This is a genomic window from Chromobacterium indicum, from assembly GCF_039708975.1.
GTDB classification, from domain to species: domain Bacteria; phylum Pseudomonadota; class Gammaproteobacteria; order Burkholderiales; family Chromobacteriaceae; genus Chromobacterium; species Chromobacterium piscinae.
Map to the genome: position 1 here is coordinate 55,090 of NZ_JAYFSJ010000001.1, position 24,141 is coordinate 79,230.

Genomic DNA, 24,141 nt, shown 5'->3' on the forward strand with positions numbered 1-24,141 from the left:
TCAGTCCTCCTGCAGGCGTTGGCGCATTCGGTCGCGTGCGGCGTCCAGCGCGGCGCCGATTTTGGCGTCGTAGGCCGGTCTCAAGTAGGGCTTGGCCGGCACCCACACCGGCTTGGCCAGCCGCTGCTTGGTCGGCACCCATTCTCCGGATTCCAGCTGCACGAATTTGTTGATGCGCCAGTGGCCGAACTCGACCAGGTGCCAGTGCTTGGCGATGCGCTTGCGGACGCTGATGACGTAGACCTGCCGGCCATCAACTGAGCGCTCCTGGATGTATGCTCGGTAGACGCTGCCCTTGAGCTTGCCGGTCTTCTCCGGCACGCGCTGCAGCACCTCGTCGTAGAGCACATTGGCTCCGGCTGCCGCGCCGGAAAGCATCACGTCGTCCCGCAATTTGGTCTGGAATTCTTGCAGGCCGGCCGTGATGCTGCTGCGATCAAAACCGATTTTGAGCATGGGATCTCCTACTTGATGGCCTTCACCGCGACGTCCAGATACTCACCGCTCTGCTCGGGTAGTACGGCGGAAATTTCGTACACCACGCCGCCGAAGCGGACGCGCATGCTGGCGGTGACAGGTCGTTTCCGGATGCGGATGCTGGCGACGCTTTCCTGCTGCTGGCGGTCTGCGCTGATGTACTCGCGGCCGCTCACGAACAGGACATTGGCCCAGACTGCGGGTAGATTCTGCCAGGTGTATGTCGGCTGACCGGCCGAATCCCGGCCCTTGACCTGCTTCTGGAACACGACGCGCTTGTCGAGTCTGCCCGCCCTCATAGCACGACCTCATCCACCATGTAAGGCGACAGCAGCCCATCCACGAAACTGCGCGGCAGCTCGGTCAGCGTGGCGCCGGCCAGCAGTGCCTCGCGATGCTCGTAGTAGGTGCCGACCATGAACAGCAGCCACTGGCGGACATCCTCCGGCACGCCGCTGCCACTCTCGGCCAGGCCGGCCCGGTAGTCGATCTGGATCGCATCGGGCAGAGCATCCGCCACGGGCCACGCACCATTACGTGGCCTGACCTGCAGCAGAGGCCCATCCGCCAGTGCGACAAAATCGCCCCATGGCTGATGCTGGCCACCCTGCGCCACGCTGATAGCGGATACCTCCATGGCACCGGCGGTTGGCAGTGACAACCAAGGCATGCGCGGCCACTCATCCAGCGTCAGTCGGTAGTCGGCATTCAGCAGAGGGCCTCGGATTTTGCCTTCGCATGCGCGAACTGCGGCGCGCTCCAGCCGCTGCAGCAGCTTGTCTTCTGCAGCGGTATCTTCGGGTGTCCATCCAGCATCGATCCGGCACTGCTGCCGCATCTCCTCGACAGTCAGCACCGGCCCGTCATTCCGTCGAATGAGCGTGGCCGGCATGATCAGGCCTTCTTGCTGGCGCGCGGCGCCGGGTTCGACTGATCGCTGCTGGCTGCGGCTGCATCAGTGCTGGCGCTGTTTTCGTCACTGGCCGTCTGATCTGCTTCGACCTTCTCTTGCTCACCGTTGCTTTTAGCGATGGCGTCACAAACCGCCTCGAGGGTTTCTTCGGCAGGACCGATAACTCCCGCGATAGCGAGCCGTTCCAACAAGTCGCGGTCCTTCTCTTCGAAGCCGGCGACCTCGCCCGGGTTGTATTTGCCCCAATGCTTGAGGAATTTCACGCTGTGCATAGTGTTCTCCATGGGAAGGGAAGGCCCGCGCGTGGCGGGCCTGATTGGCTTATTTGCCCCACTTGACGCCGGTGCCGATAGCGATGCTCTCGACGTGGCGCGGGCCGAAGTCGTGCTTCGCGATCACGCGCACCAGGGTCTGGTCGCGGGCGAAGGCGCTGACCGTCTTGCCGTCCTGGCCGATGTAGGTGGCTTCCTTGGAAAAGTCGATGGTCAGGCCTTTGTCCTCGCCGATGAAGCAGTCTGCGAAGTCGGCGAAGTAGATCTCCGACTCATCGCCACCGGCACCGAGATTGTTCGGGATCTGGGTGGTTTTGCCGATGGGATAGCCCTTGAGCTGGCCTTGGGCCATTTCCGGATAGACCTTGTTGCCTTTGCCATCACGCAAACCTTCCAGGAAACGGAAGGTGCGAGGAGACATCCCCCAGCCCGGTTTCACCAGGTTGGCGTCGACGCTTTCCAGCAGCAAGATCAGGGCATTCAGGAAGTTCTCGACGGCTTGAAGGAAGGCGGCATCCACAGTGGCCGGGGCCGGAGCAGCGATGCAGTTGCCGGGCAGCGCCCAGCCACGCATACCCTTCGGCGTATTACCGCTGCCATCACCGCGAAGAAATGCTAGATCCTCGCGCGCCGCGACGGCGGAGGTCAGATCATCGACCACCACCTGCTCGACATCCGGACTGATGCCGGCGTTGCTGAGCAGGTCGTTGCTGATCGGCACCAGCGCGGCCATTTTCTTGGCCGACAACTTCAGGTCGCCGAAGCTCTGTTCCGTTGCCGGGATATCGCTGTCGGCACCGATATAGCCGACCGAAGCGCCTCCCTTCAGGCGCGGAATGGTCAGGTTGCCATTGTTCAATGGCAGCGAACGGGCACCCAGCCGGCGAACAATGGCTTTGGGGCGCAACAACTCGATCAGCTCCGTGGCCATGTTGGTCGGGATCAGCACGCCGCCGGCGGATGGCGAGCCGCTGTTGAGGGCGGCGGCAACATCAGCACCAAATCCGTTCTTGTCTGCGTAGTCGGCGGCCGCGCGGTAGTTGCCCTGGGCTTGGATCAGCGCCACGGCCATACGGGCGACGTTGCCGCCACGAACTGCCTCGCCCGCAGGGGTGGCCGGGACACCAGCAGGCGGCGCACCTTGGCCTCTCAGCGTATCGACCTGCACCGCCGCGGCGGCGACCATGCGTTCGGCGTCTTCCAGCCGCGCCAGCTGCGCGCCCAACTGGCCAAATTCGGCTTTCAGCGTATCCAGCTGTTGCAGCTGCTCGGCGCTCAGCGCGGTGCCGCCGGACTCCAGCGTGGCGAGGTTTTGCACTTCAGCCGCGATTTCGGCACGGCGCTTCTTCAGCTCCAGGATATTGGGCATTTAGTTCTCCAGACGTAAAAAAACCGCCATCAGGCGGGTGGGGTGCCCTTTCGGGCGTTGACGCCGTGCGGCGGTCAGGTATTGATGGACATCTGCATGGCGGTGGCCAACGCGTTGGCGCGTCGCGCCGTGGGTGCGGTCGGCTTTCGGCGTGCGGCCACCTCGGTGACGATGCGGTTCACGGCCTGCTGCTGGCTCTCCACCCGGTCGGCCAGGCCTGCGGCCACAGCCTGGGGGCCGTAGAACAAACCGGCCTCGGTGTTACGAACGGCTTGGACACCCAAGCCCCGGTATTCAGCCACTGTCTCGCAGAATTGCTCGTAGTACAGGTCCAGCAGCTTGTCCGCGTTCGCACGCGCGTCGTCCGACAGCGGCGTGTTGCTGGCCATGTCGTTTTTGCGCGCGCCGCGGTACAACGTGGTGACGGTGATGCCGTCAGCCTCCAGCTGCTTGCTGATGTCGACGTGCTTCATGATCACGCCGATGGAGCCGACGCCGGAGGTCTGGGACAGCACGATGTCGGAGCAGGCGCAGGCAAGGGCGTAGCCAGCGCTGTAGGCGCTGTAATGCACCAGGGCAGTGATCGGTTTCACTGCGCGCGCTGCATGAGTGTCAGCTGCCAGCTCGAAACATCCCGTTACAGCACCGCCTGGCGTCGCCATGTCGTAGACGATGTGTTCGATCTGCGGATCGGCCAGGCCGGCATTCAGCTGCGCGCGGACGCTTTCGTAGCTGGTCTGGTTTGCGCACAAGCCGACATCGTTGGCGCGCGGCACCAAAATGCCGGAGACCGGAATCACCAGTACGCCGGTTTGTTGTGCGGCCTGCAGGCGGCGGTCGGCCGGGCTGGCGGCCTCAATTTCGCCGGCTCCATCACCTTTCCAGGCCATGGATGGCAGATTGACGTTGACCTGCTGCAGGTTCAGCCCCATGCGCGTGCCCGCCCAGGCTACGGCCTCATGCAGCATGTCCGGCAGCACCATATGCGGCTGATTGAACAGCTGATGCAGATACAGGTGTTGTTTCATTACGTCTCCAGAATCTGGTTGATCTCTGCCACGGCGTCGGGCGCTGGATTAGTTGGCTTGGTCGCGCCGGCCGGGATCATGTTGAGGGGCTGCAGGTAGACCTCTCCGCCCGGGATGGGTGGCAGGTTTTCCAGCCGCCGGATGTCGTTGACCGACAGCCAGCCCCATTGCCGCCCGACTGCATAGGCGGCGTAGCGGCTGGTGGTATCGCCACGCATCAGGCCGCCGACGTTGAACTCGATGTAGTAGTCGGCGCGCTCGCTGGGCAGCAGCAGGTCGCGCATCATGGCCTGCTCGTGGCGGCGCAACCACGGCAACAGGCAGTAGATGACGAACTCAATCGCCTGGTGCTCGATATTGTTGTTGGTGGCACGTTCCAGCAGGCCAACCTTGTGCGGCGGAACCTTGTATATCTGCGCCAGTTCCAGCGCTGACATCTTGCGGCTGTCGATCAGCTGCGCATCCTCGTTGGTCATCGACAACGGGCGGAAGGTCATGCCGTCCTGAAGCACTGCGACCTTCATGGCGTTGTCCGAGCCGGAGTACTCCGATTTCCATGACTCCTTGATCTTCTTTACACGCTCCGAGTCCAGCGGCTTGAGTTCCTGTTGACCAACAACAGCCGGCCGTTCCAGCACGCCGGCCAGGTGGGTGCCGTTGGCGAACACCTTGGAGGCGTGGTTTTGGGTCGCCAGCGCCAGGCCTATGGTGTCGCAGTGCAGCCGGACCGGGCTGACTCCGGTGTAGCCGTCCAACGTCCACCAGCGAACATGGTGGATCAGCCGCATCGGCACTGGCTCGGCGCCGCCGATCCGGTAGTACGGTAGGTTGTCGCTGCCGCGCAGCACCTGCACCTTGTTGAAGTCCAGCGGCAGCAGGGCAGTGGGCCGCCCCGCGCCGTCGCGTTCGATGAACGAAAACGTGGAGCCGCGCAGGCCGGCACTGATTTGGCATTGCTCGCGATACTCGATGGGCGTTTGCCACTCGTTCGGCGTGTCGTGGATCAGCCGATAGACTGGATGATCGGTGGCGCGCTCCCGAGTGTCGCCTTTGCGGCGGTACAGCTCGCATGGCAGCTGCGCCACGGACTCGGCGATCAACGAGACGCAGGCCTGCAGCGTGGTCAGCGCCAGTGCCCGCTCCGGCGACACCATTACGCCAGCCGCGCTCTGCGCGCTGGCACCGAGGAGGCTGGAAATCCAACCTGAATCAGGGCTGCCGATCCGCTGATCTCCAAATTGGCGGGACATGAACATCAGGCAGCTCCTCTCGCGGCGGCGCGCGCCGTCAGGTAGGACCATGCCAGGCCAAACACGCCGCCTACGATCCAGCCGGCGGACGGGTGGAGCAGGGCGGCGCCGGTGGTGACCGCGCCCGCGCCCAGCAGGCCGACCGCCATAGTTGCCTTATCGGTGGTGGTCATAGATATACCTCGTCTTCGTAAGCGGACTTGTAGCCCTCGTCTGGCGTGTCCGGTGCCATAGCCCGCGTCATGCCGATGATCAGCGCCACCGCGCCGTCGATTTTGTTTTGCGGGGCTTGCTTGTCCGGGAACAGGTTGTCGTTCTTGTCGGCCCGGGCTGTGACGTTGGACATCATCCAGGCCAGAACCGGATCGCCGTTGTGGTGCAATCGGCCCGCTTTCAGCGCGGCCTCAATTTCGCGCATGGCCGGGGTCAGGTACATCGCCTTCATCGGCACGTCCACGACGGTCGCGCCACCATGCACCAGTTGCTGCGCCACCCAGGCCGCACCGAACTTGTCCTGGCAGAACTCGGTTACCTGGTGCTTGGTGGGCATCTCCTCCAGATCCTGAAGGATCATGGCAAAATCGTTCTCCGGCCCGTCGTGCTGCTCAATCCAGCCCGTGTCGCGCCAACGCACGCATGCTGCGCGATTCGGATTGTCGTCCGACTCCAGCGTCTCCTCTGGTAGGTAGTGCTTGGCGAAGATGTAGTAGTGGGTCTTCTCGAATATGCTTCGTTTGAAAATCTTCACCGTGGATGCGAAGTCCAGCTTGCTGGCCAGGTCGTAGGACACCACGCACTCTTCGCTGGCGAAGTCCTCCTCGCGCAGCGTGGCATCGGCCGCGGCGTTCCAGTGGGCCATATTGGCCCAGGCTGATTTGGCCGAGCACCAGATGTTGAGATGTTTGGTCTTGAATGCGGTTTGTTTGGACGGGGTCTGAGCCGCTTGGCGCTGTACCGCCAGAAGGTTATCTTCCAGCACCGAAACGCCGAAATTGGGATTCGCCTTGCGCAGCGTGGCCGGCGCATAGGGATCATCGTCTTCATCGGCGCCAAACATGATGCAGAAAAGCTGGTCGTTTTCCACCAGGCCTTGCAGCACCTTCTCGGCCTCAGTCCGTTTTTCGTAGCATGGCCCGGCCAGGTTGTAGCCGGCCGTGGTGATGATGAAGGCCAGCGGTTGTTCGCGCGCGCCCATGCCGGTGATCATCGTGTCGTACAGCTCCGGCGAGTCGTGCTCGTGAAACTCGTCGATCACCGCGCATGAGGGCGAGGAGCCATCGCCAGGCTTGCCGATGATGGGCTCGAACCGGCTGCCATCCTCCGGAATCGCCATCGACTTCGCATAGACTTCAGCGCCAGTGGCATCGAGGAGATCTTGTGATCGCTCCAGCATCATTTTGGCCGGGCGGAACACCTCCCAGGCCTGTTTCTCGCTGGATGCGCCCGAATACACCTCTGCGCCGTATTCGCCGTCGGCGGTGAAGCAGTACAAGCCCACGCCAGCAGCCAGCACCGACTTGCCGTTTTTCCGCGGGATCTCGTTGTATGCCTCGCGAAAACGCCGCAGGCCAGTCTTCTTGTGAACCCAGCCGAATATATTGACGAAGATGAACGACTGCCACGGCCCCAGCTCGATGAGCTGCTGCTCGCGCGCCCACTTGCCCTTCGTATGCGGCAGCTGCTCGACAAAGGCGCAAGCGCGCTCCGCTTCGCCTTCGTCGAGCTTGTATGGAAATGCCTTGGTTTTGCTGCGCTTTAGGTCATCAAGGAAGCGCTGGGCGGCAAGTCGCGTCCACTTGCCAGCCGGGAAGCGGCCTGCCACCACGTCGCGCGCCCATTTCTTGGCAGCGGTGACGTGCTGGTGAGCCATGGAGTCATGAGGCCTTCTTTGGTTTCAGCAGATTGGTAAATCGGTTCTGGGCTTGCTTGCCGCCTGGGATATTGATCCGGGACCGGCTGGACGGGTCCAGCCCCAACATCGCACCGAAAGTCGAGAGTTGGCGGCTGGTCTCGTTGATGATGGTGCAGGCCGGGTTTTTCTTGGGCCCGAACGGCGTTTCAACGACTACCCCCATCCGGCTGACCAGATCCTCGGCATCGCGCCACCGGCTATAGGCCTGGCAGAACATCTCCAGGTTGTGCAGATCGACGTCGGTCAGAACTTTCGTGCCGGAAAGTTGCGGGGCCAGTTCATGCCATTTATCTGTCGCGATGGGCGACAGCCACGCCGGCGGCGCCGGCACTTCGATCGCCTCGTATTCTGGCTCGTCCTGGTTCAGTTTTCTTTTGCCGGGATTGCCGCTGATCATTTTCAGCGTGGTCGGTTTGGGTTTTCGCCCCCCGCCTGGAGCCCGCGGCGCACCTCTTGTCATCGCTACCCCTAAATTTCTTATTACGCGGCGGAAAAAATAGAGGGGTACGCGCGGTCACAGTGGTCGGTTCCCCTCAAAGGATTGACTACCCCCACCCATATAGTCATGACTAGGACGGTCAACTTTCTAGTTTGGCGTTTTCGTTTGATGTCTGAACATCCTTATTAGCCTTATCGTGCATTGCCGAACCCGCCGTCCTCAGCCGCCGTCTTGCGTGAGTGGCAGCGCCTGCACAGCGGCTGCCAGTTGCTCGAGTCCCAGAACAGACGCTTGGCATCTGCGATCCTTGCCGGATCGCCGCTCTCCATCGCCTCCCGGTATCGCGGCGGGGTGATGTGGTCGACATGATCAGCCGCAACCAGACGGCCGTCTTGGCGCTGGCACTCGGCGCAGAATGGATGTTTGGCTCGATACGCCCGAGCCGCACGCGACCAGGCGTTGGTGTATCCGCGCTCAACGCGCGTTCCGCGACGCCGGTCTGCCTCGCGCTCCGCCACCTGGCGACGCTGCTCATGGAATGGGCAGTGCCTAGCGGGCGGCCTCACCAGCGCACCGCAGCCCGGCGTTGTGCAGAGCTTAGCGGTCAGTCCAGCCATTGCCAGTCCTCTACCAACACCAGCCAAGCCTCTCCAACGGAGTCTGCGTCGCAGCAGTCCAGCAACTGGCAGTCGCTGCGGACATGGTCATCTACCAGCAGCCGGCGCCCATCAGTCTGCAGATACCAAGTGCACATCAAGTGGGCTCCAGAAACAACGAAGCCCTGCGGCACAATGCGGCAGGGCTGATGTCGATGACTGTTCATGAGCGCTACTGATGGCTCATGTGGCGGCAATAAAAAAATCCCCGCAAACTACATTGCGAGGATGGTGGTTCATTGTTTATTTCGTGGGCGCATTTGTCCCTACACGACGTCAATATACCCGATCCTTGATTTTATTGGGGTATACAAAAGTCGTCGGCATATATGCCGAAATCAGCTATTCAGCGGTTTCCATGTTTCGTCTAAGGTTCCAATGGCTTGGCGTGTTCCTCGGTCATCGATATGGACGCACCCGCAGTAACAGCACCTCATTGGCTGACTTAGGCTCAACGCATTGAGAGACGGCTGGTCTGTGATTTTGGAAATTTGCATTTCAGTAAGGGGGCGCTGTCTGTATGAATCTCTTCCTGAGCAGCGGCGAGGGCATTCAATTCGCATCAGTTTCTTTCTACAAGCCTAACGAAGTAGCCGTCAAAGTATACCCTCTTGCGAGTCGTCTTCCTGGCCCATTGCGCTCAATAGTCGTCGCGTCCACCTTGCCGGCGCGCTGCATCTTGACGAGCGCCGACATTATCTCCGCCGCGGCGTACTGGAAATCGAGAGACGACTCCAGTTCGCCCAGCAGCATCGGACGCGGCGCGTCGGCCAGCACATCGGCCAGCTGGCGCGCCAGTCCGTTGCCACGTGGCCGTTTCATGCAGCCTGCCGCTGGGCGCGCTGTTCACGCCACAACCGGCCAAACCGCACCGTGGCCGACAGCAGCACGGTATCGAATGACCGGGCCGACATAGCCAGCCGGCGGGCCACCATGTCGTCTGCCAGTCGCGGCCAGTTCACGTGCCGCGCGCGCAACACCAGCCGTTCCTGCTCGGGCAGCCGGTTGATCAGCTGCTCAACCTGTTCGCCGATCCGCGGGTCGTACTGCGGCCGGAGGCGTTTCTCGGCGTCGTCCGCGAAAACGTAGCGTTCCTCAGCCTGGGAATATCGGCCCTCGGCTGAGTAGCAGGTCTCCGTCCTGCTGCCGCCATCGACAGCCCACCGCGCCCAATTCACCAATGCTGCTGCTGGTTCGATCATCGTGTTCCTCACGCTGCCTGGGCGTTGGCGATCGGCTTGACCGTCACCCTCACGCCTGGTTGTTCTGAGTACCGCTTGCTCTTCACTACGTCACATACCTGCGCATCGTCCTTCCAGACGACTTTGTTCAGGGCGTCGCAGATTGCTTTCTCGATGTTGTCGACATCCGGCTTTACCGTGGGAAACACCAGCCCGGCCAGCGCCAGCTCGCGGCGTCGCTTGGGCCAGCTGGCCGGCACCGGCAGGAATATCCGCAGCTCGATGTCCACCGGGCCGGCTATCAGGGGCAGGGGGCCAAACGCTTTCTTGGCAGTCCAGGACACCAGCGCCTCGTAGTTCACGGTCTCCGCGGGCGTGTAGTGCCTGGTGATGGCTTTGGCTTGCCCGCTTGGACTTTTGCCGATTCTGGTTGAGCTGCGCGCGCGCTGTTTCCCCACGGGAACGCCTGGGATGAAGAAGGTGACAGAGGTCAATGGCTGCCCTCCACGTCCTCGGCCTCGCAGCTGCCGTCCGTCTTGATCACAACCGGAATTGAGGCTGTGATCTCGCGGGGCTCACGCAAAGCAATAGCCATTCTGTCGCACCATTCGGCCATTTTTTCCAGAGCAGCATCGAAGCTCGGTGCACTCAGATCTGTCAACGTCAGCTTGGCTCCAACCTCTCCAATGCGTGGATCAAAGACGATCATTAATTCCTGAGACAGCCTTGTCCCACTTAGCCCAGGCGTTTCATGAATGATTTCGTAACGAGCGAGGAGCGACTTTCCAAAAGGGCCGACTTCCTTCTCTTCGATTTTCTTAAACCTGATGCTCATCCCAGCTCCTTCAGCCGTTGCTTGTCGATCTGCACCAGGCCGGCCAGTGCCAGCCGCTCCAGGGTATGCACGATGGCGCGGTCCATCTCCCGGCGCCGGAACTCCAGATTGAATCGGTTCCCGTTGTCCAGGGCGATATGGCACTCCATGCACAGCGCCGCGGAAAGGGCGTCGGGGTTCTTCAGGGCCATGCCCTTGCCCTCGTTGCGGTGCGCCACCTGGACCGCGACGTTACTTCCGCAGCGCATGCAGTTGCGGATGGTTCCCACGGCCGCCAGCCAGTGCGGATCCGTACGGTAGTCGTCGCGCCGGCCGGTGCCGGGCTGATCGCCGGGGCGCGGTACGATCTTGGAAGGGCGTTGTGTCGAGCTCAATCCTCGAATCCTCCTCTGTGTGGTTTGTTGCTGAGGCTAGGGCGGGGCATCCAGTCGTTCTGCAGGTTAGTCATACGGGCGAACTGGCCCTGCCAGCCCAGGCGGACTGTTTTCGCCTCACCTTGGCGGAGCTTTCCAACGATGATTTCTGCCGTGCCTGCGTCGGTGCTGTCGGGGTTGTAGTACTCGTCGCGGTAGGTGAACAGCACCACGTCGGCATCCTGTTCGATGGATCCAGAGTCGCGGAGGTCGGACATCATCGGTCGCTTGTTGGCGCGGGACTCAACAGCTCGGGACAATTGGCTCAGCGCCGCCACAGGGCATTCCAGCTCTTTTCCAAGGCTCTTCAGTGCGCCGGTGATGAATCCGATTTCGTGGTTTCGGTTATCACTGGTGCCATGGCCTGGGCCGCGCATTAATTGCAGGTAGTCAACGACAATCAGGGCCGGGCGGCCGTGGAGGCGTGCCAGGTATCTGGACTGGCTGCGGATCTGATCCGGGCTGAGTCCGGCGCGAAAATCGACGTACATCCGCATGTCTTGCACCTGGCTGGCGTAGTAGGTCAGCTTTTGCCAGTCGGCGTCTTCCAGGCGGCCTGTACGAATCCGCTTCAAATCAACCCCACCCAGGCTTGCCATTTGCCTGTCGCTCAATTGGGTTGGGCTCATTTCCAGGCTGAACACGAACACCGGGCCGGTGGCGCGCGCGACGTGCTCTGCCACATTCATTGCGAAAGCGGTTTTCCCCATGCCTGGGCGACCAGCGATGATCATTAAATCCCCTGACTGTAGACCGCAGAGCGTCTCGTCCAGATCAGTGAAGCCGGTGGCGAGCCCATCAAGCTGACCTTCCTCCATAGACCAGCGCCGGTCTACATTATCAAAACCGCGCTTTGCCAGTGCCACTGCATCGAGCGTCTGATCCGCAGCGCCTTGATCGGCGGTCAGCATCTCAAGTGCGCCAGCGGCCCGATCCACCAGCTCGGCCGACTTCGCGCCGCGAGGCGTTTGCAGCTCCCCGATCAGCTCGCCGGTGATGTGGATCGCCTGTCGGGCGATGGCTTTGTCCTGCAGGATGGCGGCGTACCGGCGGATGTTGGCGGCGCTGGGCGTGTTCTGCACCATGGTCGTCAGCGCGGCAATGCCGCCGGCGACTTCCAGTTTGCCCTGGGCCTCGAGGGCCTCGGAAACCGTTATCACGTCCGCAGGGGCGCCGGCTTTCAGCATGCCGAACATTACCTGGGCTATGGCGCGGTGCGCCGGGTCGAAGAACTGCTCCGGCGTCAGGGTCTCGCTCACCTTGTCCCATGCCAGGTTGTCCAGCAGCAGGCCGCCCAGCACCGACTGTTCCGCGCCAGAGTGATGCAGCTGGAAAATCTCGCTTTCGGCGTGCATCAGTTCGCTCCCTTCTTTTCGGCGGCTTGGGCGGCGTTGCGCGCCTGCAGGCCGGCGGTGCTCAGTTCGCAGGTGCCGTCGTCCTTCATCCACCACAACTTGTACCAATTGCGGCGGACGGCATCGCGGAAATGGGCGCGCCAGTCCACGTACCGCTTGCTCGCCAGCTTGTCGGTGTAGGTGGTGCGGAATTCAATCCAGGCCAGCCGCAGGAACTCGCGGTCAATGCCGGCTTGGGCGGCGTACTCGAACACCGAATCGTCTTCAGGGATCAGCGCGGCGCCGGCGGCTTTCGTTTCATCGCGCCATTGGGCGAAAGTTCGCTTGGTCCCCTTGGCGCGCGGCGGCCGTTTCGGCTTGGGCGGCGTTGCGTCTTCAGCAGGCCCAGCAGCCGGGACCGATTCGTCCTGGGGGGATATAGGGGGGATAGAATTACTTGGGTATTGGGATTGTTTATTGTGCGTAGCGTTTTGCGACGGGTCAGCGTAGCGTTTTGCTACGTTCGTAGCGGTAGGCGTAGCGTTTTGCTCCGCGTCGCCAGAGTGCCAACTCGACGGAGAATTGAGCGACACCAGCTGTCCGTGGCGCCCCTTGCGCGCGCTAATGATGCCCAGGTCCAGCAGCTGCTGCAGGGACTTGCTGGCGTCTGGGCGGTGCAGGCCGGCAACCTCGGCCAGCTGGGTGATGGTGCAGTCGTCCTCGGCCTTGCCGTAGCCGATTGTCTTGCGCACCACGGCCAGCGCCAGCTTTAGCTGCCGCCCGGTGAGATCGGCTGCCAGCAGGGCGTCCATCAACTCGTTGGGAATGGCCAGAAAACCCTCCTTGCGCGGCGGCTCTTCCGCAGCCGGGCGCCGGTCGGCCAGTTGGATCACCTTCTCGGCCGCGCTCATGACGGGCTCCTGCTCAACGGCGTGCCAGGGTTGCTCCGGCGCCACGCCTCAGCCGGCGTTTGCCGCGCGGGCACCTCGGCGGGATTGAAAAATGTTGTGCTCATGGGCATACTCATATTGCAAACCCTCTACGAAGCCCCTGCGAGCCGCGCCAACGGCGATGACCAGGGGTTTTGTTTTTGATGACTTCCATTCTGCTTGTCTCTCAGCTGCTGCCGTCGAGAGCGGCAAGGGCGGCGCGGATTTGGCCTTCGATGTGGATCGCGTCGATGGAGACCAGTACCTGGTCAGGTTGGACGACGGCAATGCTACCGCCGCGGGTAATCCGCAGTCCCTCGATGTCGATCTGGTCGACTGACAACTGCTCCCTGATGTAGGCCGCGCCGATCCCCGTCATGTCGACCATAACATTCCCGTCCGCGTCCCTGATTGTTAGTCCCGGGGTGTTGATCTTCGCGGCGAAGTCGCTTGTTTTTATGGCGTACTGGGCAAGCGCGCAGAACAGTCCTTCGCTCAGGTGTGGGAAAGTTTCTCGAACCTCCTCGAATACACCCTTTAGTTGGTCGATGAAATCACCGACCTCTACGCTTACCTGCAACTCATCCGGCTTTCCCATTCCTCAACCCCTCACACGTTGCAGCAGGCCGGCGCCGGCGGACAACAAATCCCACAGCGCGCGCTCAATTCGCCTTCCCTCACTCGGGCTGATGCGTTCCCCCCACTCGGATTCCGGATGCTCCGCCGCGTTGATTTCCTGCCCGACCTCTCCGCACTCGGCAGCCAGCTGGCAAAACGCCCGCGACAGCTCCTTCAGCGTCAGCTCGCCAGAGGGCAGGGCAACGGTGATCCGGTTGCACAGCGCGGCCAGGGCGTCTGCGACCGCCGGATCCTGCGTCCGATCGGTAATCTCGGCAGCCTCCTCCAGCGTCAGGTGGTTGGTATCGCAGTTCGGGTTCAGCTTGTTGGCCAGTACCGACGGCCCTTTCTGCATCGCCACGGCCAGGCCGGCAATGCCGTTGTGGTGGCTCTTCGCTACGGTCTGGGCGGTAGCGGTGACGTGGGTGTAGCGGGTGTTCATGAGCGGGCCTCTTTGTTCATGCCAAATGGGTTTATCGATGGGCTACCCTTACATCACCTTGACGCCTGGTAGCGACTCCAGAACTTCAGCAGCTTTGTCCCGATCTCAAATGAAAGGCGCTTGCCTCTCTTTCCTTGAGCAAGGGCATTGATCAAGGAAAGGGAGCAGCCCGCTTCTTTGGCGATCGTCTCGCGGGTCACGCCCGCCTTAACGAGGGATGAGATAATGTTGTGCCAGTCCATGGAGGGATTGCAACACAAATGTGTTCATTGGGTCAACACAACTGCTAACGAAGTAAACACCATCGTGTTTGATGAAGTGTCTACGATGTTGCATATGAGCACATATGGTGAACGTGTACGGACTCGCAGGGTCGAGCTTGGTATGAGTCAGAAAGAGCTGGCTGACCTCATCGGAGCCCCGTATCAATCTACTATCAGCAACATTGAGAATCGCAATAGTGCATCCAGGAACACCCTGGAACTGGCGCGAGCTCTCCGTGTGTCGTATGAATGGCTTGAAACAGGGCGAGGTGAAAAAGAACTACCAATTGAAAATTCCGAGCGGCCTGTACTACTTACTGAGGCAAGTCTTGATGACATCTTGTTGGAGGTTGAACGCCGCGGAGCGGGGGATTCAGCCAGGTTGCTTGCTGAGCTAATCTTGAAAAACAGCAAAGGCGGCTAAGCCGCCTTTTTTCATTTCATAGCAGTTAAGGCTTGTTCAAGTAGTCCTTTATCTCCCCACTGAACGTACGTCACCCTGCCGCTCTTGAGTACTTTGTACATCGCCATTGCGACCACCTCTTCATCCAGAATGTTCTCTTTCCTTATCAAGTAGTTCCGGCAACTTTCAGCATTGATGCAAGGTGGTTTTCTACTGCAGGTGCAATTCATTCTATCGCTCCAATCGACGAGTTTTTTTCTATGCGCGCGGCCTTGTGGGCTGTTGCTGCATGCACGAATAGGCTACGACAGATTGGGGATGAGTGTGTATTGATACAGAATTGTCTTCTGTTAACTTTTGCTACACTTTTGTAGCAAGAATCGACTCAGCCAGGTGGATCATGGCCTCGACGTCCCTGGTAGATAGGCCAGTGGCAAGGGCGAACAGCCTATGACAAGCGGCCATGTGCTCGGGGGATATCTCGGTTCCGCTGAGCAGGGCGTGAGGGCTGATGCCGAGGTATGCTGCCAGTCTATTTATTTGATCATCATCTGGCATTTGGGATTTACACCAGCGAGTTACTGTGTGCCGGCTGACTCCAAGGTGTGCGGCGACGGCTGTTATGGTGGTTCCGCGGTCCTCGATGGCGGACCGCAATCTACTGTGGAATGTCTCTGATGGCACGGCGTGCTACGCATTATTACGTAACCTTAACGATAGCAGCCGGACCGCTCACTTTTGTAGCAAATTCCGCGTGGTTTGCGCACAACATTGCCCTGAAGGCTAGTTGACCGCCTTATTTTCGTTCAGCTTGCTTCTTCACGATCAGGGCCATCAACTGGCCGATCTCCTCCGCGCCGCGGGCGAGCATGCGCTCGGCTAGGTCATCCAGGGAATCTGCGGTGATGTAGGCTTTGCTTTCTGGCACAGCCTGCTCCCGCGGGCCGGAACCGGAATACAACCAGATCGGGTTCAGCTTGAGGGCTTTAGCCAGGGAGAAAAACACCTCTGTGGTCGTGTCCTGGCCTCCGTTCTCGATGTTGGACAGGGTGGAGCGGCCGATGCCGGCCTTCCTAGCCAATTGCTCTTGATTCCATCCACGGTCCTCGCGCGCAACACGGATGCGCTCGCCAATCTGTTCCATATGCATGCCCGTGATGATGGGCTATGGTTTTGCTCATATGCTGACAGTGGATGTTAATATGTTGACAAAATGTGTACCCTGTTGCCTGCCCTGGGCGCAAAAAAACCCGCGGTGTGGCGGGCTGTTCTGCGGGCTCCAGGTGTTTTTATCTGAACCCTGAAGGTACAGGCTGGTGCTTGAGGTGAGTCTGCCGGTGCGAGCCAGCGTGGTCAAGGCGAAGAAAACCCCCGAAGCGGGTTGCTTGTCATCGTTCTGTATGTGGGCCTGCATTAGTCTGCTTCAAGGAGCTATCAGCTTGCTAGTAGTCTGATTAGCTTTATTGAATCTTCTAAACCTCTACTTTTCACATGTGCTGCAATTTCTTCGATTGAGTAGCTGTGCAGCGCCAGGTCCAGACTGCAGCCAAGGGCGGAAGACTTGGAGTCGTCAAAATTACCCGATCCTGTCATTAGCCAGGTGTAGCTTACCCTTGCATCGGTTGCCATCTTGATAGAAATCGCGGTTTCTGGAAACCCTGCGCCTACCAGCCATTTGCGGGCTGCTTTTTGGCTTACTCCATAGCGTTTTCCAAGCAATTCTTGCCTATTTCTACCAGCTGGGGGAATTCCGAGTCTGTCACAGACTAAATTTACTCGCCTAGAAAACGCATCAAGTAAGTCTTGCTTATTACCAACTACCTCATCACCTTCATTGTCTTCTGGATGATGTTGATCCATCCATCCTTCAGGTTTGTTGCATCCTTTTTCTAGCTTTCTAGCCAAGACAGATCCAAGGCCGCGAGGATTACCCGTGCAGGACTTGGTTCTGTTTAGTATCTGACTTAGGTACGTCGCGGAGGTGTTTGCCGCAAGTGCGACCGCTCTAATGGTTTTCTTCTCAGAGATGAGCTTCTGCAGGTTGGCTAGGCGAATGGTTTCAACTTTCATGCTGAAACTTATAGCATTTTGGCACTCATACGTCATGCGCGCGGCCTTCAAACTGCCGTTCCATTCTCTGCGCATCCGTCCCTCAAACACACATGTGTATGTTGAAAGCAACACAAGGGGGAAATTCTTTGGCGCGCAAAAACACATTCGTGTTGACTTCAAAAAACACAATTGTGATACTTGCCTCAACAGCACAGCAGTCGTGCACCGATCCTTAACAACCCAAAGTACCAACGGCATACCGCCCACCGGGACATCCTGGCAGCAACCAGGACGAAGAGGGCGGCCAGAGCCGGCACATGAACGGATGCAACCAGCGGCGCCAGGCGGGGATAGAAACCTGCAGGGCGAGCGGGAAGCGGCAAGGCCGCAAGATGCAGATGAAGGGAGTGGAGCCGGAGACAGTAGCAAATAGCCGCTTCTCACGAGGCGGCACACTGAAGCGGCGGCGCGGAAGGGCACGCAGCCTAGCAGCACGGGACACGTTAAAAACGCGGGCGGGTGGTGCCGCCCTGAAAACTGCGCCTTGGACACCTCGATAGGCGACGTGAGAGAGCCCGCAGCCGGTATCAAGCCCGGTCCGCTTCAGTGTGAGAGCAACGCACGTCGGCGCGGCGACGATAAACAGCCCGTAGTTGTGAGGTCTTCGCATCGCGAGGAGATGTTGGGAACCCGCTGGCCCGGCGGCTTGCTCAGGGTGTTGGACGGTGAGGGCGACCGTGACGGCCTTTTGCGACTGGCCGCCGTAAGCGGCCACCAACACGCATGGCGGCTGCCCCGACTGCACGCGGCAGCTTAGACGTTGGCATAGTGTTCGACCCTCAAAAACTCCTGTGTCCGGTCATCGGACGTGTACGTTCAAAGACGTGAGGGAACGGCAGGATGATCCTGCCGGCAGCTGCCAACCGTGTTGGTCTACATGAATAGGATCGCGCACTGGACATGCGCAAGCGGCGGCAACCGCGAGGCCCAAGCTGGACTGCAGTTGTCCACCAGCCCTATCCAGCGTGAGCAGCAAACAGGCAATGCGGCGGGCCTGACCCAATCGCTGATGCAACCGGGCCGCCTCTGGCGGCCCACCCAAAACTAGAGGGAAAGCACATGGATATCGGTACCAAAGTGAAGTTCACCACCAGCGGCGGTCGCGGCAAGCCGCGCAGCGGCGAAGGCGTTCTGTCGGAGATCAAGCCGGCCCACAAGGGCTCGTTCTACGGCGTGAAGGAGGAGGGCAAGGACAAGCTAACCTACGTCCGCGAAAGCCAGCTGCAGGCCGCCTGATCGTCGCCATCCCCGAGCAGCTTGGATTCAGGCTGCTGCAGGATGCGCGTGCATCAAATGTAGACATCACCCCCTTGCGCCCGGCCATGTGCCGGGCCTTTTTTTGCCCGGAGGTTCTATGCGTCTCCCGGAACACATCATCGGCTGGATCAGCGAAGAGCTGGCCGCCCTGTATCGGCAACAAGGGAAGCATCTGCAGTTTGTCCGCTTCGGCAAGGGCGGCTTGCCGGTCCACATCGTCAGGCGCGCGGCGTGAAGCGCGTCCTCACCAACAGTCTCGTCTGCCTGGCCGTGGTGGTTCTCTACTCCATCGCCGGGATCTGGAGGTAACTATGTTTCGCAAATCCCTGTTCTCCTCGGCGCTGCGCCACACCAGCCAGGAAATGATCAACAACCTGAAGTCGCTGGAGGCGCGGCGCGACGATTTCGAACTGGTGGAGGGACTGGTCGCCGACACCCGTGGCGCCGGTCTGGATGCCCAGGCGATGTTCCGGCCGCCGGCGACGCCATATGTATCGGTTCGAGTGCATACCGGTGCGGAGGGCGTTCTGCAGCAGGTCGCCACTGCGCGTGGCCTGAGTCTGGCAGAAAACTATCCGGCTGGCTGGCTGCTGGTCAACCCGAACAAATCCACATTCGCGATCGAGGTCGTCGCGGCTGAATGAAAGGTAAGAAATGGTCTGGTTCAACAATGCATCTATCTACCGTCTGGGCGAGTTGCCGACCGAAGCCAAGCTGGCCGAGGTTCTTGCCAAGCGTCCGTTCAAGCCGTGCGCAGGCCTGGATTGGTTCAGCGAAGGCTGGGTGGCGCCGGCAGCCCATCAAGATTCCGTGGTTTATGCCTCGCGAGGCCGTCTGCTTGTGCGTCTGAAGCGCGATGACAAGGTGTTGCCGGGCGCGGTGATCCGCGATTCCGTCGATGCGAAGGTGAAGGAGATCGAGGACAAGGAAATGCGCAAGGTCGGGCGCAAGGAAAAGCTGGCGCTGAAGGAGCAGATCACCGACGACCTGCTGCCGCGCGCCTTCACCAAGTCCGGCTGCGTTTCAGCTTTCATGTCCGGCAGATGGCTGATCGCCGACACCAGCAGCGCGCCGCGTGCTGAGGCCCTGGTCTCGAAGCTGCGCGAGGCGCTGCCGCCGTTCCCGGCCGCTCTGCCGCGCACCAAGATCGCACCGCACACTGCGATGACCGACTGGCTGGCCGCTGGCGAAGCGCCGGGCGGCTTTGAGCTGGACGAGGACGCGGTGCTGAAAGACGGCAGCGAAAACGGCGCCGAGGTGCGCGTCCGGAGGATCGACCTGACCAGCGACGAGATCCGCCAACACATCGCCACCGGCAAGCAGGTCGCCAAGCTGGGCCTGATCTGGAACGAGAAAGTCCGCTTCCAGCTGACCGACAGTCTGCAGCTGAAGCGCATCCAGTACCTGGACGTGCTGCAGGAAGAGGCCAGCCAGGCCGGCGACGACCGCGAAAGCCTGTTCGAAGCCACCTTCATCCTGATGAGCGAAGAGCTGGGCGAGTTGGTGGAGGATCTGGTGGAGGTACTGGGCGGCTTGGAAGAGAGCCAAGCTTCTGCACCCATCCCCGGGCCTGCCGAGGCGGAGGAGGTGCCGTGGCCGATCTGATGAAAACGACGGTGCAACTCACTGAGCAGGCGCTGGAAAGATTCGACAAGGGGATGATACTCAGCCGCGCCGCAAAGGCGGACGGGCTGGTGCAGAGGATGGTTGCTGCAGGGTTCCATCTGCGCGCTCCAGAGCATGCTCCTTTCAGGATGACCCTTGGTGGCACGTACCACCCCGTCACTATCCAGTTCAGCTACGCCCTAGTGGATGAAAGCAAAACAAGGGAGGTGCTGGCCTGGCTCTGCCAGCAACGTGACGGTTATCTCGGAACCATCCACCAGGGAAACGAAATGGTCCTTTTCGTCCTGGAATCGAACATCTCGTTCTTCCTCTACAACATTGACCAGGCTGCCGCGCTCGACTTCGAGAATGAGCGCGGTGCAGCCACTGCTGATGAGGCATAACCATGATCAAGATAGTAGTCGACACCACCATTCATCAAGGCCCGACCAAAGCGGATCTCCCCGAGCTGGCCGCGCGGCTGGAGCGCATGAAAACGTCCCAAACGGCTCTGCGGGCCGCATATTCCAGCCTGGAGCGCCAGGCGGCGGAATCGCTGAGCGAATTCGCGGTGCACTTGGCCGAGGCCCGTCGAGATGCGGCGCACGAACGTGACCGGGCCGACCGCCTGGAGAAACAGCTGGAGGCATCCGACAAGCTGGTCGACGAGCTGCGCGGCGCGATAGTCCTGTTCAAGTTGCCGCTGGATTCCCGTGAGAACGCGATCGGCATTGTGCGGGGGGCTGCGGCGTGAACGGGCTCAACCAGATGCGCCGCGGGGGCAGGCCTCCGGCCATTCCTTCATTGCTCCAGCTGCTGAGGAGCATCCCGCCCGAGCAGCTGCTGCCGGCGCCGGGCGAGGTGATCGATGTGGACGCCGTCCGCATGCGGCGTATTGTGCGCGAGGTCAAGCCACCATTCACCTGCCCAGACGTGGCGCGGAGGCTCGGAATCAATGAGAGCGCCGCGGCAGGCCTCATCCGGCGTCTGGTGGTGCTCGGGAATCTGGTTCCACAGGAACGGCTCATCAACAAGCGGCGCGCCTACAACGTTGCCTCGAGGCGGATCGCGGCATGAGCTATCAGGACTACGCCGATCACCATCTGGTTGCTCGGGATGCGCCGCCTGCTGATGAATGCCCGACGATGCGCCGCCCGCGCGCCGAATGCGGCTGCCCGGGCTGCTGCAGCTCGCGGCATGTGGAAGAAGGGCACGAAAGCGAAAGGGGTGATGTATGAGGAAGCAATGCAAGCGGCGGCCGATCTCCATTCCGTCGGGCATCCCAGGTCTGCCGGTGGGTGCCGCTTTCAGCCCGACTGCCGATCGGTGCCAGTCACGCTCTATCAAGCGCCTGCTCACCGCTGCGCGGCCGGCGGCGGAGTGGACGCCTCACGATGTCAACGAGCTGATTTTCCTGGCCAACACCTGCAGCACGCTGCTGCGCCGCTGGCCGCAGTACGACACACCAGCACGTCACCAGGATGGAAACGACATGGTAGCGGTGCTGGCCGCAGTGAAACGCCGGCGTCAGCAGCATGGCCACTACGGTGTGACAGGTGACGAATGGGCAGTACTGCGCCGAACGGTTGCTACGCTGCAGAGCTGGTTGGAGACGGTGCCGACACAGCGGCTGTTCGCTGCTGAGGCAGAGGTGGAAAGACATGGTCGACTGATTACCGAAGAGAAGACACGTTAGTGATGGCCGCCCGCTTGGGCGGTTTTTTATTGCAGAGGCCCCTCATGGGCCTCTTTTTTATTGAGGATGCAGCATGGCCCACTCCACTGATTTGGCCGATATCCCGGCCCATATCGCGCTGGCCTACCCAGACCTCCCCCGTGAGCGTTCCCCGCTGTCCAGCGCCAACCACCTCATGCTGTCGTCGATGGAAATCGCCGAGTTGGCTGGTTTTCATCTGAACGAGCTCCACGCTGCACACACAGCGCGCCAGTCCCGTTGGCCAGCCTCTGCGATCGGGCCCGACCTGAAGCCGCGGGAGCATCCTGATGCTCCGTGAAGACATCCCGTTCGAGCCGGCGCCGATGGCGCGCCAGCTGCACCTGCTCACCACCGAGGAAATCATCGTTGACTTGTTCGCCGGCGGCGGGGGCATGGGCGTCGCCATCGAGCAGGCCCTGGGCCGCGGCGCGGACATCGCCATCAACCACGATGAAGACGCGATCAGCATGCACCGGGCGAACCACCCGCAAACCCGGCATTTCTGCGCCGACGTGTTCGAGGTGGATCCGCGCGCCGCGACGCAAGGGCGGCCGGTCGGCCACCTGCACGCCAGCCCAGACTGCACCCACTTCAGCCAGGCCGTCGGCGGCCAGCCGCGCAGCAAGGCCATCCGCTCGCTCGGCTGGGTCGTAGTGCGCTGGACCGGCCAGGTCAGCCCGCGCTCGCTCTCGCTCGAAAACGTCCACCAGATGAAAAAATGGGGGCCGCTGATCGCCAAGCGCGACAAGGAAACCGGCCGCGTCGTCAAGCTGGACGGCACCGTCGCCGCCAAGGGCGAGCGCGTGCCGGTGCAGGAGCAGTTCCTCGTGCCGGATCCGCGCCACGAAGGCCGCACCTGGAAGCGCTTCCTGCAGATCCTGGCCAGCCATGGCTACGCCTACGTGGTGGACGGCCTGGTCGCCGCCGATCACGGCGCGGCCACCACCCGCGATCGCCTGTTCATGTTCGCCCGTCGTGATGGCCAGCCCATCTACTGGCCGCAGGCCACTCATCACGCCAAGCCGGCCAAGGGGCAGCAGCCATGGGTTGCCGCCGCTGAGCACATCGATTTCTCCGACCTCGGTAAGTCCATTTTCAACCGGGAGAAACGGCCGCTGGCCGCGGCGACGATGCGTCGGATCGCCAAGGGCATGCGTAAGTACGTGCTGGACAACCCGAAACCGTACATCGTCGAGCTCGCCAACTGGAGCAACAAAAACGGCAGCCGCAGCACCGACGAGCCGCTGGCCACCGTCACAGCTTGGCCGAAGGGTGGCAGCATGGCGCTGGCCAGCCCGGCGATGGTGCCGCTGACGCACCAGGGCGGCGATCGCGTCTACGATCCGCAGCAGCCGGCTCCGACGATCACGGCTGCGCACCGAGGCGAAATCGCCATGGCGGCGGCTACCCTGGTCCAGGCCGCCCACGGCGACGGCAAACCGGGCCGCGCCCAGCGCTGGGGCGATGGCACGCGCGACATCGAGCGCCCGATCGGCACCATAACCGCCAGCGGCAGCGGCGGCCAGGCGCTGGCGGCCGCCACCATGGTGCAGCTGGGCTATGGCGAGAGGGAAGGGCAGGCACCGCGCGCGCTGGACATCGACAAACCGCTGGGCACCGTGGTCGCCGGCGGCGGCAAGCACGGCCTGGCCTCGGCGATTATCGTCGGCGCCGGCGGCCCCAGCTACAGCGGCAAACCGGTCGCTGTGGACCAGCCGCTCGGCACCATCCTGAAAGAGAACCATCGCCACCTGGCCACCGCCTACATGATGCAGGCCAACGGCGGGTTCAACGAAACCGTCGGCCGAGGCCTGGATGAGCCGGCCACCACCATCACCACCACCGGCAGCCAGCAGCAGCTGGTGACGGCGCACCTCGCCCACCTGCGCGGCAACTGCGACGGCCGCGACGCCGACGAACCGTTGCGCACGCTGAGCGCCGGCGGCGAACACCACGGCCTGGTGGCCTCGCACCTGGTGCGGCAATTCACCAAGACCGCGCAGGTGCGCATGGTTGGCAACAGCGTCAGCCCGTATCCGGCAGCCGCGCTGATCGCCGCCAACTGCATGGACCTCGCCGTCCACAACCGGAAGCGCACCCCGCTGCCAAAGATTGAACGGAGGATCGCAGCATGAAATCCAAACTGCTCCACATCCTGCAGCACTCGCGCGGCCTGGACGAGTACGGCCAGGGGCGGCGCTATCGCAATCACTACGTCGCCGGCGGCAAGGACATCAATCACTGCCGAGAACTGGTGACCATGGGCTATATGGAGGAGCGGCCGGCCAGCGAGCTGACCGGCGGTTCGCCGTGGTTCTTCGTGACCTGCGCAGGCGATCAGGCTATCGACCAGTTCAGCCCGGCCCCGCCACCGCCGCCAGTGCTGACCAAGGCACAGCGCAACTATCAGGACTATCTCGACGCCGATGGATGCACTGGCGACTCGTTTGCCGATCACCTTGGGATTGCCAAGCCAGAGGTCGAAAGAGAACTGCAATGGATTGATGGCCATCTCAACGACGGCAAATGGATCAGCGGCCGGCACGAGTGGCGCTATCGCTATCGACGTGTCGCCCGCAACAGATATTGGGGACAAGATGTCGTTGCTGGCCAGTGGAAACCAACCAAGCAAGAAGCCAAGGCCAGCTACAAGGCCGCGCTGCAGGTCCGGCGCCAAAGGGTCGCCGCATGACCTGCCCATACGACCTATGGCTGC

General features: G+C 61.5%; 37 protein-coding genes. 13 read left to right on the forward strand and 24 right to left on the reverse strand.

Annotated features, from left to right (window positions below):
• The 21 genes from VA599_RS00300 to VA599_RS00400 all read right to left on the reverse strand — a co-directional run bounded on the left by VA599_RS00300 (window position 1) and on the right by VA599_RS00400 (window position 14,310).
• A complete protein-coding gene (locus VA599_RS00300; protein WP_346787279.1) occupies window positions 1-456 on the reverse strand; it encodes an HK97 gp10 family phage protein in 456 nt (151 codons plus the stop codon).
• A gap of 8 nt (window positions 457-464) precedes the next feature.
• Window positions 465-776 (reverse strand): phage head closure protein, encoded by a 312-nt coding sequence (locus VA599_RS00305; RefSeq protein ID WP_346787280.1) that lies wholly within the window; start codon window positions 774-776, stop codon window positions 465-467.
• Window positions 773-1,369, reverse strand: coding sequence for a head-tail connector protein (locus VA599_RS00310; protein ID WP_346787281.1), 597 nt, complete (start codon window positions 1,367-1,369; stop codon window positions 773-775). Before VA599_RS00310 ends, VA599_RS00305 begins: the two co-directional genes overlap by 4 nt.
• A gap of 2 nt (window positions 1,370-1,371) precedes the next feature.
• The gene (locus VA599_RS00315; RefSeq protein ID WP_346787282.1) at window positions 1,372-1,662 is read right to left on the reverse strand and encodes a hypothetical protein; all 291 of its coding nucleotides are present in this window, start codon (window positions 1,660-1,662) and stop codon (window positions 1,372-1,374) included.
• A 49-nt stretch (window positions 1,663-1,711) separates the two neighbouring features.
• Window positions 1,712-3,031: a phage major capsid protein gene (locus VA599_RS00320; RefSeq protein WP_346787283.1), complete on the reverse strand. Its 1,320-nt coding sequence runs from the start codon at window positions 3,029-3,031 to the stop codon at window positions 1,712-1,714.
• 74 nt (window positions 3,032-3,105) lie between these two features.
• Window positions 3,106-4,059 (reverse strand): S49 family peptidase, encoded by a 954-nt coding sequence (locus VA599_RS00325; RefSeq protein WP_346787284.1) that lies wholly within the window; start codon window positions 4,057-4,059, stop codon window positions 3,106-3,108.
• Entirely contained in the window at window positions 4,059-5,315 is a 1,257-nt protein-coding gene (locus tag VA599_RS00330) for a phage portal protein (RefSeq protein ID WP_346787285.1), read from the reverse strand. The genes VA599_RS00325 and VA599_RS00330 overlap by 1 nt, the downstream gene beginning before the upstream one ends.
• A complete protein-coding gene (locus VA599_RS00335; RefSeq protein ID WP_230644086.1) occupies window positions 5,315-5,482 on the reverse strand; it encodes a hypothetical protein in 168 nt (55 codons plus the stop codon). Before VA599_RS00335 ends, VA599_RS00330 begins: the two co-directional genes overlap by 1 nt.
• On the reverse strand, window positions 5,479-7,179 hold the full coding sequence (locus tag VA599_RS00340; RefSeq protein ID WP_346787286.1) for a terminase large subunit: 1,701 nt from the start codon (window positions 7,177-7,179) through the stop codon (window positions 5,479-5,481). Before VA599_RS00340 ends, VA599_RS00335 begins: the two co-directional genes overlap by 4 nt.
• Window positions 7,180-7,183: 4 nt before the next feature.
• Complete coding sequence (locus VA599_RS00345; protein ID WP_346787287.1) at window positions 7,184-7,618, reverse strand: phage terminase small subunit P27 family; 435 nt, start codon at window positions 7,616-7,618, stop codon at window positions 7,184-7,186.
• Window positions 7,619-8,264: 646 nt separating this feature from the next.
• Window positions 8,265-8,414, reverse strand: coding sequence for a hypothetical protein (locus VA599_RS00350; protein ID WP_158677607.1), 150 nt, complete (start codon window positions 8,412-8,414; stop codon window positions 8,265-8,267).
• A 475-nt stretch (window positions 8,415-8,889) separates the two neighbouring features.
• The gene (locus VA599_RS00355; protein ID WP_346787288.1) at window positions 8,890-9,138 is read right to left on the reverse strand and encodes a hypothetical protein; all 249 of its coding nucleotides are present in this window, start codon (window positions 9,136-9,138) and stop codon (window positions 8,890-8,892) included.
• Window positions 9,135-9,518, reverse strand: coding sequence for a hypothetical protein (locus VA599_RS00360; protein ID WP_346787289.1), 384 nt, complete (start codon window positions 9,516-9,518; stop codon window positions 9,135-9,137). The genes VA599_RS00355 and VA599_RS00360 overlap by 4 nt, the downstream gene beginning before the upstream one ends.
• Window positions 9,519-9,526: 8 nt before the next feature.
• Window positions 9,527-9,991 carry a RusA family crossover junction endodeoxyribonuclease gene (locus tag VA599_RS00365; protein ID WP_346787290.1) on the reverse strand — a complete coding sequence of 155 codons (465 nt, stop codon included), beginning with the start codon at window positions 9,989-9,991 and terminating at the stop codon, window positions 9,527-9,529.
• A complete protein-coding gene (locus tag VA599_RS00370) occupies window positions 9,988-10,332 on the reverse strand; it encodes a hypothetical protein (protein ID WP_346787291.1) in 345 nt (114 codons plus the stop codon). The genes VA599_RS00365 and VA599_RS00370 overlap by 4 nt, the downstream gene beginning before the upstream one ends.
• Window positions 10,329-10,706, reverse strand: a complete 378-nt coding sequence (locus VA599_RS00375) for a hypothetical protein (protein WP_346787292.1) — start codon at window positions 10,704-10,706, stop codon at window positions 10,329-10,331. Before VA599_RS00375 ends, VA599_RS00370 begins: the two co-directional genes overlap by 4 nt.
• Window positions 10,703-12,100, reverse strand: a complete 1,398-nt coding sequence (dnaB, locus tag VA599_RS00380; RefSeq protein ID WP_346787293.1) for a replicative DNA helicase — start codon at window positions 12,098-12,100, stop codon at window positions 10,703-10,705. The genes VA599_RS00375 and dnaB overlap by 4 nt, the downstream gene beginning before the upstream one ends.
• Window positions 12,100-12,990, reverse strand: coding sequence for a replication protein (locus tag VA599_RS00385; RefSeq protein WP_346787294.1), 891 nt, complete (start codon window positions 12,988-12,990; stop codon window positions 12,100-12,102). Before VA599_RS00385 ends, dnaB begins: the two co-directional genes overlap by 1 nt.
• Window positions 12,991-13,195: 205 nt before the next feature.
• Window positions 13,196-13,606 (reverse strand): hypothetical protein, encoded by a 411-nt coding sequence (locus VA599_RS00390; protein ID WP_346787295.1) that lies wholly within the window; start codon window positions 13,604-13,606, stop codon window positions 13,196-13,198.
• A 3-nt stretch (window positions 13,607-13,609) separates the two neighbouring features.
• Window positions 13,610-14,068, reverse strand: a complete 459-nt coding sequence (locus VA599_RS00395; RefSeq protein WP_104946958.1) for a phage regulatory CII family protein — start codon at window positions 14,066-14,068, stop codon at window positions 13,610-13,612.
• Between the two features lie 53 nt (window positions 14,069-14,121).
• Entirely contained in the window at window positions 14,122-14,310 is a 189-nt protein-coding gene (locus VA599_RS00400; protein ID WP_346787296.1) for a hypothetical protein, read from the reverse strand.
• 94 nt (window positions 14,311-14,404) lie between these two features.
• On the opposite strand from VA599_RS00400, the gene VA599_RS00405 reads away from it, so the two are divergent.
• Window positions 14,405-14,755, forward strand: coding sequence for a helix-turn-helix domain-containing protein (locus VA599_RS00405; protein WP_346787558.1), 351 nt, complete (start codon window positions 14,405-14,407; stop codon window positions 14,753-14,755).
• 339 nt (window positions 14,756-15,094) lie between these two features.
• On the opposite strand, the gene VA599_RS24115 is transcribed toward VA599_RS00405, so the two are convergent.
• The 3 genes from VA599_RS24115 to VA599_RS00415 form a co-directional block, all read right to left on the reverse strand.
• Window positions 15,095-15,418, reverse strand: a complete 324-nt coding sequence (locus VA599_RS24115; RefSeq protein WP_429838441.1) for a helix-turn-helix domain-containing protein — start codon at window positions 15,416-15,418, stop codon at window positions 15,095-15,097.
• 112 nt (window positions 15,419-15,530) lie between these two features.
• On the reverse strand, window positions 15,531-15,878 hold the full coding sequence (locus VA599_RS00410) for a helix-turn-helix domain-containing protein (RefSeq protein ID WP_346787297.1): 348 nt from the start codon (window positions 15,876-15,878) through the stop codon (window positions 15,531-15,533).
• Window positions 15,879-16,168: 290 nt separating this feature from the next.
• Window positions 16,169-16,804, reverse strand: coding sequence for a hypothetical protein (locus VA599_RS00415; protein ID WP_346787298.1), 636 nt, complete (start codon window positions 16,802-16,804; stop codon window positions 16,169-16,171).
• A 1,101-nt stretch (window positions 16,805-17,905) separates the two neighbouring features.
• Here VA599_RS00415 and VA599_RS00420 point away from each other — a divergent pair.
• The 12 genes from VA599_RS00420 (at window position 17,906) to VA599_RS00475 (ending at window position 24,117) form a co-directional block, all read left to right on the forward strand.
• Entirely contained in the window at window positions 17,906-18,082 is a 177-nt protein-coding gene (locus tag VA599_RS00420; protein WP_176394156.1) for a hypothetical protein, read from the forward strand.
• A 118-nt stretch (window positions 18,083-18,200) separates the two neighbouring features.
• On the forward strand, window positions 18,201-18,338 hold the full coding sequence (locus VA599_RS00425) for a hypothetical protein (protein WP_346787299.1): 138 nt from the start codon (window positions 18,201-18,203) through the stop codon (window positions 18,336-18,338).
• Window positions 18,339-18,414: 76 nt separating this feature from the next.
• Window positions 18,415-18,747, forward strand: coding sequence for a hypothetical protein (locus VA599_RS00430; RefSeq protein ID WP_346787300.1), 333 nt, complete (start codon window positions 18,415-18,417; stop codon window positions 18,745-18,747).
• Window positions 18,748-18,757: 10 nt separating this feature from the next.
• Window positions 18,758-19,708, forward strand: coding sequence for a recombination-associated protein RdgC (locus VA599_RS00435; RefSeq protein ID WP_346787301.1), 951 nt, complete (start codon window positions 18,758-18,760; stop codon window positions 19,706-19,708).
• Entirely contained in the window at window positions 19,696-20,112 is a 417-nt protein-coding gene (locus tag VA599_RS00440) for a hypothetical protein (protein WP_346787302.1), read from the forward strand. Before VA599_RS00435 ends, VA599_RS00440 begins: the two co-directional genes overlap by 13 nt.
• 2 nt (window positions 20,113-20,114) lie before the next feature.
• The gene (locus VA599_RS00445) at window positions 20,115-20,462 is read left to right on the forward strand and encodes a hypothetical protein (protein ID WP_104946969.1); all 348 of its coding nucleotides are present in this window, start codon (window positions 20,115-20,117) and stop codon (window positions 20,460-20,462) included.
• Complete coding sequence (locus tag VA599_RS00450; protein ID WP_346787303.1) at window positions 20,459-20,785, forward strand: hypothetical protein; 327 nt, start codon at window positions 20,459-20,461, stop codon at window positions 20,783-20,785. Before VA599_RS00445 ends, VA599_RS00450 begins: the two co-directional genes overlap by 4 nt.
• Window positions 20,782-20,946: a hypothetical protein gene (locus tag VA599_RS00455; RefSeq protein WP_158677619.1), complete on the forward strand. Its 165-nt coding sequence runs from the start codon at window positions 20,782-20,784 to the stop codon at window positions 20,944-20,946. Before VA599_RS00450 ends, VA599_RS00455 begins: the two co-directional genes overlap by 4 nt.
• Complete coding sequence (locus tag VA599_RS00460; RefSeq protein ID WP_346787304.1) at window positions 20,943-21,404, forward strand: hypothetical protein; 462 nt, start codon at window positions 20,943-20,945, stop codon at window positions 21,402-21,404. The genes VA599_RS00455 and VA599_RS00460 overlap by 4 nt, the downstream gene beginning before the upstream one ends.
• A 73-nt stretch (window positions 21,405-21,477) precedes the next feature.
• The gene (locus VA599_RS00465) at window positions 21,478-21,723 is read left to right on the forward strand and encodes a hypothetical protein (RefSeq protein ID WP_346787305.1); all 246 of its coding nucleotides are present in this window, start codon (window positions 21,478-21,480) and stop codon (window positions 21,721-21,723) included.
• Complete coding sequence (locus VA599_RS00470) at window positions 21,713-23,560, forward strand: DNA cytosine methyltransferase (RefSeq protein ID WP_346787306.1); 1,848 nt, start codon at window positions 21,713-21,715, stop codon at window positions 23,558-23,560. Before VA599_RS00465 ends, VA599_RS00470 begins: the two co-directional genes overlap by 11 nt.
• Window positions 23,557-24,117, forward strand: coding sequence for a hypothetical protein (locus VA599_RS00475; RefSeq protein WP_346787307.1), 561 nt, complete (start codon window positions 23,557-23,559; stop codon window positions 24,115-24,117). The genes VA599_RS00470 and VA599_RS00475 overlap by 4 nt, the downstream gene beginning before the upstream one ends.
• Window positions 24,118-24,141 lie beyond the last annotated feature (24 nt).